The organism is Bifidobacterium sp., from assembly GCF_051876855.1.
In the GTDB taxonomy this organism is placed as follows: Bacteria; Actinomycetota; Actinomycetes; order Actinomycetales; family Bifidobacteriaceae; genus Bifidobacterium.
Window position 1 is genome coordinate 1 of the sequence record NZ_JBJEIH010000060.1, and the last position, 9,050, is coordinate 9,050.

6 protein-coding genes are annotated in these 9,050 nt (G+C 61.3%); 3 read left to right on the forward strand and 3 right to left on the reverse strand.

Annotated features, from left to right (window positions below):
- Positions 1-273: 273 nt before the first annotated feature.
- Positions 274-1,698, reverse strand: coding sequence for an MFS transporter (locus ACI38B_RS04385; RefSeq protein WP_439729685.1), 1,425 nt, complete (start codon positions 1,696-1,698; stop codon positions 274-276).
- Between the two features lie 233 nt (positions 1,699-1,931).
- Positions 1,932-2,978 carry a PfkB family carbohydrate kinase gene (locus ACI38B_RS04390; protein ID WP_439729702.1) on the reverse strand — a complete coding sequence of 349 codons (1,047 nt, stop codon included), beginning with the start codon at positions 2,976-2,978 and terminating at the stop codon, positions 1,932-1,934.
- A gap of 303 nt (positions 2,979-3,281) precedes the next feature.
- Between ACI38B_RS04390 and rpmB the strand changes: the two genes are divergently transcribed.
- Both rpmB and ACI38B_RS04400 read left to right on the forward strand, forming a co-directional pair.
- A complete protein-coding gene (rpmB, locus tag ACI38B_RS04395; protein ID WP_439729686.1) occupies positions 3,282-3,476 on the forward strand; it encodes a 50S ribosomal protein L28 in 195 nt (64 codons plus the stop codon).
- A gap of 1,371 nt (positions 3,477-4,847) precedes the next feature.
- A complete protein-coding gene (locus tag ACI38B_RS04400; protein WP_439729687.1) occupies positions 4,848-7,367 on the forward strand; it encodes an ATP-dependent DNA helicase RecG in 2,520 nt (839 codons plus the stop codon).
- 99 nt (positions 7,368-7,466) lie between these two features.
- Here the strand turns inward: ACI38B_RS04400 and rsmD are convergent, their stop codons facing one another.
- The gene (gene rsmD, locus ACI38B_RS04405) at positions 7,467-8,054 is read right to left on the reverse strand and encodes a 16S rRNA (guanine(966)-N(2))-methyltransferase RsmD (RefSeq protein ID WP_439729688.1); all 588 of its coding nucleotides are present in this window, start codon (positions 8,052-8,054) and stop codon (positions 7,467-7,469) included.
- A gap of 256 nt (positions 8,055-8,310) precedes the next feature.
- Here rsmD and ACI38B_RS04410 point away from each other — a divergent pair, with 256 nt between their 5' ends.
- Entirely contained in the window at positions 8,311-8,913 is a 603-nt protein-coding gene (locus tag ACI38B_RS04410) for a nitroreductase family protein (protein ID WP_439729689.1), read from the forward strand.
- Positions 8,914-9,050 lie beyond the last annotated feature (137 nt).

Sequence of the window (9,050 nt, forward strand, 5' to 3'; positions counted from 1 at the left end):
AATCCGGTAGTCAACCTTATGCAAATCTGGTAGTGAGAGTTATGCAGATTCGGTAGTGGAAGTTATGCAAATCTGGTAGTCAAAGTCATGCAGATTCGGTAGTGATGGTGCAGAAACGTTGGAATATAGCCGATTTCAGATGTGAACGAATCGTTGGAAAAGGTGCTGTAATTATGGGAAACCGGCTGTCTCATCGAAGCATTCGGGCTCCGAAGAGGCAGCCGGTCAGGCAGCCAAATCCGTGAATCTGCCAAACGGTGGTATGGACGCGCGTTATGCTGCGGTTTCGCTTGCGGCAGCCGGGTCGCGCTGCAAAATGAGGAACACGAGTGCCACGGCGAGCAGCAGGCCGATCGACAGGACGCCGAGCGACGGATTGCCGGTGATTGACGTTGTCGCCGCGACGATGAAGGTGCCGAGAATGCTTGCGGTCTTGCCGAAAATATCGTAAAACCCGTAGTATTCGTTGGCATGCGACTTGGGGATGATCTTGCCGTAATACGAACGGCTGAGCGCCTGAATGCCGCCTTGGAACATGCCGACCAGAATCGCGAGAATCCAGAATTCCGTGGCCGAACGCAGGAAGAACGCCGCAAAGCAGACGATGCCGAGATAGGCGATGACCGCGGCCATGATCATCGGCTTGCATCCGAACCGCTTGGCAAGCCGGCCGTAGGCGATGGCGCACGGGAAGGCGACGAATTGCGTGACCAGCAGGGCGAGCACCAGCTGCGTGGAATCGATGCCGAGCTGGGTGCCGTACGAAGTGCTCATCGAGATAACCGTGTTGACGGCGTCGATGTAGAAGAAGAACGCAATCATGAACATCCACAGCGGCTTGTTGTGTGAGATCTCGTGGAAGGTGTGTCCCAACTCGGCGAAGGTGCCGTGCACAGCGTCGCGCATATGGTCGGCGGTTTCGCGGTAATGGGTCTGGCGGTAGCCGCTGATCAGCGGGATTGTGAACGCGGTCCACCACAGGGCGGTGATGATGAAACTGGCGCGTGTGCAGGCCGTGGTGCTCCAGCCGAATGCCGACGGGCCGGCGAAAATCAGCGCGATGCAGGCGATGAACGGGATGGTGGAGCCGACATACCCCCATCCGTAGCCGTGTGAGGAGACCTGGTCCATGCGGTCGTTGGTGGTGGTGTCGATGAGCATGGAGTCGTAGAAGGTGAGCGAACCGTTGAGTCCGATGGTGGCGAGCATGCATACCGCGAGGAACGCGACCCAGCCTAGGGGCAGTGCCATCGCGCAGCAGGCGAGGACGCCGGTGCCGAAGAAGCCGATGAAGAACTTGATTTTCATGCCCTGCACGTCGGCGATGGAGCCCAGGATCGGCATGAGCAGCGCGATGATGAGGGATGCGATGGTCTGCATGTACCCCCAAGTGGACACGATGTTGGATTCGCCTGCGGCTTTGAGCAGGGAGTTCGCGTAGATGGGGATGACGGCCGTGGACAGCAGGACGAATGCGGAATTGCCGACGTCGTACAGAATCCACTGCTTTTCGCGGCGGTTGAAGTGGTTGGCAGTGGCTGCTTGGGTTTTGGCGGCGGCGTTGGTGATGGGAACGTTGGTGGCGGCGGCGTTGGAGGCGATGTCGATGGTGTCGTTCGTCGCGTCGCTGTCGGTCGGCGTGATGCAATCGGTCGCCAAATCGGCTGGCCGTTGCGCTGTATCAAGGGTATTGGTCATGGGGACTCCCGTCTGTATACCAGAAGGGTATGTTTGCGCAAACAACAGTTGGGGTGCAACAGATGAACAGCCCATGAACAATAGGTGATTTTCTCGGGTGGCAGGTGACGGGGCGCGATTGGTGATGGGATGCGGCCAGTGACGGGAGATGGCTGGTCATAGGGGGGTGCCGGTGACGGAAGGCGCCAGGGTTGGCGGCGTCTGTCGTCACCGGTACTGCGGTGAAACCGCCGCTACGCCTGCGCGGAGGTGTCTGTGTTCCCTTCATGCTGTTTGATCAGCGCGATCGCATCCTCGACGGGCGGGCAGTCGGGCACGCCCGCCTTATTGTTGAGAATGGCGATGGATGCCGAGGCATTGGCGATCCGCACCGCGTCAAACAGCGACCAACCCTGGGCGAGCATCGCGCACATCACGCCGGTGTGGCACGATCCTGCGGAACGCGTATGCGTCGATTTCACCGGGAAGCCCTCGAGGTGGATCACTTCGCTGCCGGGCACACGCACCCAGGCTCCCCGCGCGCCGGCGCGCAGCACCAGCGGGGCGCGCAACGTGGTGCCGAGTGCGTCGCACAGTGTGGTCATCGCGTCATCGAACCCGCCGCCGATGGTCAGTTCGGCATCATCCGTCGGCGGAATACCGAGCCGCTCGGCGAGTGTGTTGGCTTCCTGGCGGTTGCATGACCATGTCGGGCGGCATAGCACGGTGTCCTCAATCAGGTGGTCGCTGACCAGATGCAGGGAATTCGTAGGATTGAGCACGATTGTGTACGGGCGCTGCTCAGGATTCGCACCGGCGCGATGCAGGAATCCTTCAATACCGGCCGCCGAGTGGTCCATCAAGGTGTTGCCGCTGATATGGACGACGTCGCCCGCCTCAGGCTCAATCGCGTCGAAAGTGCGCTCGTCGCCTTGCGCTTCAGCGCCGTACGTCGCGATGAAGGTTTTATGTGAGCCATCGTTGAGCACCAGTCGGAATCCGGAGTCCTTGTCAAGCCGGTCGCCGCCGATGTGCTGGATGCCGTTCGCCTCGAATTCGTCGCGGATTACGGACGACCACAGTCCCGTGCCGACGATACCCGCGTGCTTGGCGGGCGATCCCGACCGCGCGGCTGCCTGCAACACGCGGAAACTTCCGCCCACCGACGGCGTCACCGAATCGGCGACGGCAAATCCACCTGGCTGTGGAAGTTCTCCGACGCCCATCATGATGTCGACCCATACCTGGCCGAGCGAAATCACCGATGCCGCGCTCTGCTCCGGCTTGCGCGAATTGAGGATATCGTGAAGCATACAACCTCCTGACTCATCCTTGTGCGATGCGTATGCGAGGCAACCGAGGCAACTTGGTTGCCGCAGACTGTTCTCACATTCTATCGGTATTTTTGGGAATATTGTGGATATTGAAGTTAGACATGTTGCTTGAAAATGCCGGGATTTCGCTATTATCTGCGAATGCGGCACGCAGGTTTGCACTTGATTGGATTTGGTTGTAGTCTAGTGTAGTTGTGTGTTCGGCGGACGCATATGCGGCGGTCGGGCAGACACGACTTGCAAGTCAAAGAAATGTATAGGGAGTCCATCATGGCAGCTCGTTGCGCAGTGTGCGGCAAGGGACCGCAAACCGGTTTCTCCGTGTCGCATTCGCATATTCGCAATAAGCGCACCTTCCGTCCGAACCTGCAGCCGGTCCGCACTACGATTGACGGTCAGAATGTCCGTCTGCGCGTGTGCGTGAAATGCATCAAGGCTGGCAAGGTTCAGCGTGTGGCCGCGTGAATCGCGAATGAAGAAACAAGACCCCGGAACTTAGGTTTCCGGGGTTTTTGCTTTTCTGGCAGCGTCGGGTGGGCGGTGATGCCCCGGATTTTCGCGGGAGTTTGTCGGAAAATCGGTGGGCTGGAGGTGATGTCCCGAATTTTCGCGGGAGTTTATCGCGGATGCGTGGATTTGCCGGTGTTCTCCCGGTTTCGGCTTTTTGATTGGTTTTTCTGAATCGCGGATTTCCAACGTTCCTGTTGGGAGATTATCCGCAGGGTGCCTGAATCCCGCAGAACTCCCGTGTCCGGTGTGGGAGTTTATGCGCGTTTCGGCGGATCCGGCACTTCTCCCGGAAGCATTCCGGCCTTCGGGTGCTGCCTGGCTGACAAGCCGCAGACGATTCAGTGGTTCACCCGTAAGGGCCGACCTTGACACCATGACACGTTTACCGCACAACGCCGATGGGGGCGACTGGCAACACCGGTGATTCCTGCACATGCCTATCTGTCCGCTGTGCGACTGGTGGGTGACACAGCGGCGGGATTGTGTGGGATTCGGCTGGTGGGCTGGTGGTATCTGCCCGCTGTGCGACTAGTGGATGGCACGGCGGCGGGGTGGTGGCGGTATTGTCTTGGATTCCGGTGATATCTGTCCGCTGTGCGACTGGGGTGTCGCACTGTGGTGGGGTGTCGGTGGTTATCGGTGGGCTGGTGGGGGCTATCGGTCTATGGTGCGACTGGGGTGTCGCACGGCGGCCGGATTCAGTTGGTTTCTGGCTGGGGGGATGGAGATATCTGGGTGTTGTGTAACTTGTGGGTGGCATGGGGACGGGATTGTGTGGGATTCGGCTGGTGGGCTGGTGGTATCTGCCCGCTGTGCGACTAGTGGATGGCACGGCGGCGGGGTGGTGGCGGTATTGTCTTGGATTCCGGTGATATCTGTCCGCTGTGCGACTGGGGTGTCGCACTGTGGTGGGGTGTCGGTGGTTATCGGTGGGCTGGTGGGGGCTATCGGTCTATGGTGCGACTGGGGTGTCGCACGGCGGCCGGATTCAGTTGGTTTCTGGCTGGGGGGATGGAGATATCTGGGTGTTGTGTAACTTGTGGGTGGCATGGGGACGGGATTGTGTGGGATTCGGCTGGTGGGCTGGAGATATCTGTCTGTTGTGCGACTGGGACATCGCACGGCGGTTGGATTCCGTCGGTTATTAGCTGGGGGATGATGCTATCTGCCTGCTGTGCGACTGGGGTGTCGCACGGCGCCGGGATTGCCGCTGGCTCGCCCTGAGAAGTCGGGGTCATCAGCCCGCTGTGTGACTCCGTCATCGCACGACAGGCGGAATTCGTCGCACTCCCCGCGCGCAGAACCGGATGTGGGACAATAAGAGGTATGACCGTTTCACTGACCACCCCGCTAGCCAAGCTGTTGACCAACCGTCGTCGGGTCAGCGCGCTGAAAGGCCTCGGCATGGTCACGTGCGCGGACACCCTGACGTATTACCCGTTCCGGGTCACCGATCCCGTGCCCCTGCGGGCGGTGCGAGAAGGCCGAATCGGCGAGCCGATGGCTTTCGCCGGTGTTGTGCGCGATGTTCGCGTGATGCAGATGAACGCCCGCCGCGGCTACCGGGTCCAAGCTATGGTCGACGATTCCGCGTTCGCCGCCCAACGCCACGTGCCCGGCTCCGTCACCGCACTCGTGTTCTTCTCCTACAAGCAGCAGTACGTCAATTGGCTCAGCGCCCGACTGCACGCCGGCGCGTCGGTGGTCGTGTGCGGCACGCCCAGCGAATACGACGGCATGCCGCAGTTCACCCACCCCGAAGTGCTCACCGTTCCGCCCACCCCTGCCGCATCGCAGGAATCCGCCCGCGGCCTGCGTTTCGACGCCGACAGCATCGATGACGCATTGCGGCGCGTCTGCCGTCCGCGCCCGGTCTACCACGCCAATTCCCGTATTTCCAGCGAGCATATCCACGATTCCATCGTCACCGTGTTGCGTGCGCTCGCTGCCGGAGACGATGACAATGCCGAGCCGTCTGCCGCGCAATCCGGAAAAGCCGCGCAATCCGTGGAAACCGTGCAATCCGTACAATCCGGAACAACCAGCACAACCGGCCCCGGAACATCCCCCCAATCCGCGGAACTCCAAGAGTCCGCACCATCGCCATCCCGTGCGTCTTCCCTCTCGCCATCCCCAGACGGCATCGAGTCATCACCGAAAATCCCTACTGCCGCCTTGCGTCGCGCCATTCCTGACATCCTGCCCGAGAGCGTGCGTGAAGCATGCGGCCTGATGCATCGGGCCGAAGCCTTCCTCGCCATCCACGAACCTGATTCGGTGGACTCGTTCAGGCAAGCCCTTCACACCTTGCGATACGAGGAGGCGTTCATCTCACAGACCGCAGTCCTGCAGGAACGTGAGCAGGCGCGCAAGGCCGAGACCTTCCCCTGCGCTGACGGCGGCATGCGCGAAACCTTCATCGACTCGCTCCCCTTTACCCTGACCGGCGGGCAGACCAGCGTCATCGACGACATCGTCCAAGACATGGGCCGCGACTACCCGATGCAGCGCCTGCTGCAAGGCGAAGTCGGCTCCGGAAAAACCGTGGTTGCGCTCGCTGCGATGCTGCAAGCCGTCGGATCGGGCTATCAGGCGGTGCTTGTCGCCCCCACACAGGTGCTCGCCGAGCAACACGCCGAAACCATCGGTGGCATGGTCAGCAAGGCGGGACTTGACATTCCGGTCACGCTGGTCACCGGCGGCATGAAGCTTGCGGCACGTCGCAAAGCGCTCGCGGAGGCGGCGAGCGGCGAGCCGGGTATCATCATCGCCACGCACGCCGCGTTCTCGAGGACGTTCCAAGCGCCGAACCTTGCCCTTGCGGTCATCGACGAGCAGCACCGATTCGGCGTCGAACAGCGCGAAACCTTGCTGCAACGCGGTGAGAAGATCCCGCATCTGCTGGTTATGACGGCCACGCCGATTCCTCGCACGGCCGCGATGACATGGTTCGGCAGCCTTGATTTGTCGTGGCTGACGGAGCTGCCGGGCGGTCGCAAGCCGATCCGCACCTTCGTGATTCCGGAGGCTGACGGCCCGACTATGGCGAATATGTTCCGGCACATTCGCTGCAGGATTGATGCGGGGGAGCGTGCGTACATCGTTTGCGCGCGCATCGATGAGGATGAGAGCGACGATCAGGCAGGTCAGGATGCCGAACTATTCGAGGAGCCGGACGATGCTTCCGGCTCGGGGGACGTCACCGGCGGGTCGTCGTCCGCCCAGCCCAAGCCCCCGCTGCATGCGGTCAGCGAAATCGCCGCACGGCTTGAGGCGCTCCCGCAATTCCAAGGGGTGCGGTTCGCGACCTTGACCGGGCGCGATGATGATTCGACCAAGCAACAGGTGATGGCTGATTTCGCAGCCGGTGTCACTCCGGTCCTCGTGGCGACCACGGTAATCGAGGTGGGTGTGGACGTTCCGCAGGCCAGTTGCATCGTGATTTTCGATGCGGACCGATTCGGCTTGTCACAGTTGCATCAGTTGCGCGGGCGTGTCGGGCGCGGTGGCACAGATTCGTGGGCGTTTCTCGTGTCCCGGGCTGAGCCGGGTAGTATCGCCGAACAGCGGTTGGCTGTGATTCAAGGTTCGCTTGATGGCGCGGAAATCGCGCAGGCGGATTTGGAGTTGCGCGGGGCCGGCGATGTGCTGGGCGATGCGCAATCCGGCGGAAAATCAGGCCTCAAGCTGCTGCGTGTGGTCAAGGATGCGAAGATGATTGCGGATGCGCGCACCCGCGCCGAGCAGGTGCTCGCGGACGATCCGGACTTGGACCACGAGGTGCAGCTCGCCGGAGCTGTCCTCGATTTCACGCGCGGCAACGAATCCCACCTCATCAGCAGCTGATCCTCTGTTTTTGCCGACGCTGACGGGTGTCTGAGTGTCGGTAGAAGGTTATGGTTCTATTTCTGCCGACGTTGAGTGGGCTGTCAGCGTCGGTAGAGGTTATGGTTCTGTTTCTGCCGACGGCTCAAGATAGACGACCGCGGTTTCACCGTACGTACGCGCGTCAGCCTCATGCCATCCCGTCGGGGGAGTGAGCGCATCAGACCGCACCGACCGTTCGACCACAATCATCGTGTCCGGACCGGTCGCCGCACCCTGCGCGAGCGCATCCAACAGCGCGTTGCATTCCTCGGTCGCATACGCGTACGGCGGGTCGATGAACACCAAGTCAAAAGGCGCGCCATGATACGAGTCAACGAACACCTCGGCACGCCGCCGCATCACCCGTGCGGACAATTCGGGACGCCACGCCTTGGAACGTTTGAGCTGGGCGAACGTACCGTTGATGAGCGCCGCGGCGGGCCCGGCAGATTCCACAGCCACCAACGACCGCGCCCCGCGCGATAGTGCTTCGATGCCGAGCGCTCCCGTACCGGCGAACAAGTCCAGCACATTGGCTCCCCGCACCAGATCCCACGAGTCGAGATGGGAGAATACCGCCTCTTTGGTACGGTCGGTGGTCGGCCGGGTCCCCGGCTTCGGCGTGGCCAACGCCATGCCCTTGAATCGTCCTGCAATCACGCGCATACCGACCACTCTACCCGTGCCTCGGCCACTGGCATGCGTGTGACGTCGCCCACAGTACTCTGTCAGAGAAAACACGGGTGTCAAACCGGTCCGACATGTACCGTAAAACCAGCAGGACGGATGATAGGCTCCGTTGCAACGGTACGCGCATCATCCATCCTCGGCATCAGTCCGCTGAACAATATCATTCGTATCACCGAAAAGCCGGATGACCGGAACATTCCGCAACTCCGCAACCGCCACTTTGGGAGGCACCATGTCCGCTTTTGTTTCCGCGATTTCCGCCCGTCGCTCGCAGTATGCGCTGTCTGATGCGGCGGCGCTGCCCGACGCCGAAATCGTCAATCTTGTCCGCTCGGTCGCCGGCGAAGTCCCCAGCGCTTTCAATTCCCAGCCGCAGCGCGTCATCGTGCTGTTCGGCGCGGAGCATCACCGTTTGTGGGCGATTGTGCATGACGCCCTGCGCGCCGTGGTCAAGGACGATACCGCGTTCGCCGCCACCGAGCAGAAGATCGCCGGTTTCGACGCCGCGCATGGCACGGTGCTGTACTTCGATGACACCACCGTCACCACGAATTTGCAGGAGCAGTTCCCCTCTTACGCGGCGAACTTCCCGGTGTGGGCGCAGCAGGCGAACGGCATGCTCCAGTTCGCCGTCTGGTCGGCGCTCGCCGAGGCCGGTATCGGCGCGAACCTGCAGCATTACAACCCGCTGATTGATGACGCGGTCCGTGAGGCCTTTGGCATTCCTGAGAATTGGAAGCTGGTCGCGCAGATGCCGTTCGGCGAGGTCACCGCGCCCGCCGGCCTGCGTGAGCATATGCCGCTGGATGAACAGGTTCAGGTGCGTGGCCTGTGACGTGTTTCGCGGCTGAACTCTGGTAGCCTGCGGCGAATCTACGGCTAATCTCCAGCTAACTTACGGCCTGTCGGGAGTGATTCCGGCAGGCCTTTGTCATAGCCCGGATACGTGTGGTGCGGGGAATACACAGAACA

Coding starts and splice junctions, on each gene's coding strand:
- ACI38B_RS04385 (WP_439729685.1), bottom strand. CDS start 1,698: ATGACCAATACCCTTGATACAGCGCAACGGCCAGCCGATTTGGCGACC.
- rpmB (WP_439729686.1), top strand. CDS start 3,282: ATGGCAGCTCGTTGCGCAGTGTGCGGCAAGGGACCGCAAACCGGTTTC.
- ACI38B_RS04400 (WP_439729687.1), top strand. CDS start 4,848: ATGACCGTTTCACTGACCACCCCGCTAGCCAAGCTGTTGACCAACCGT.
- rsmD (WP_439729688.1), bottom strand. CDS start 8,054: ATGCGCGTGATTGCAGGACGATTCAAGGGCATGGCGTTGGCCACGCCG.
- ACI38B_RS04410 (WP_439729689.1), top strand. CDS start 8,311: ATGTCCGCTTTTGTTTCCGCGATTTCCGCCCGTCGCTCGCAGTATGCG.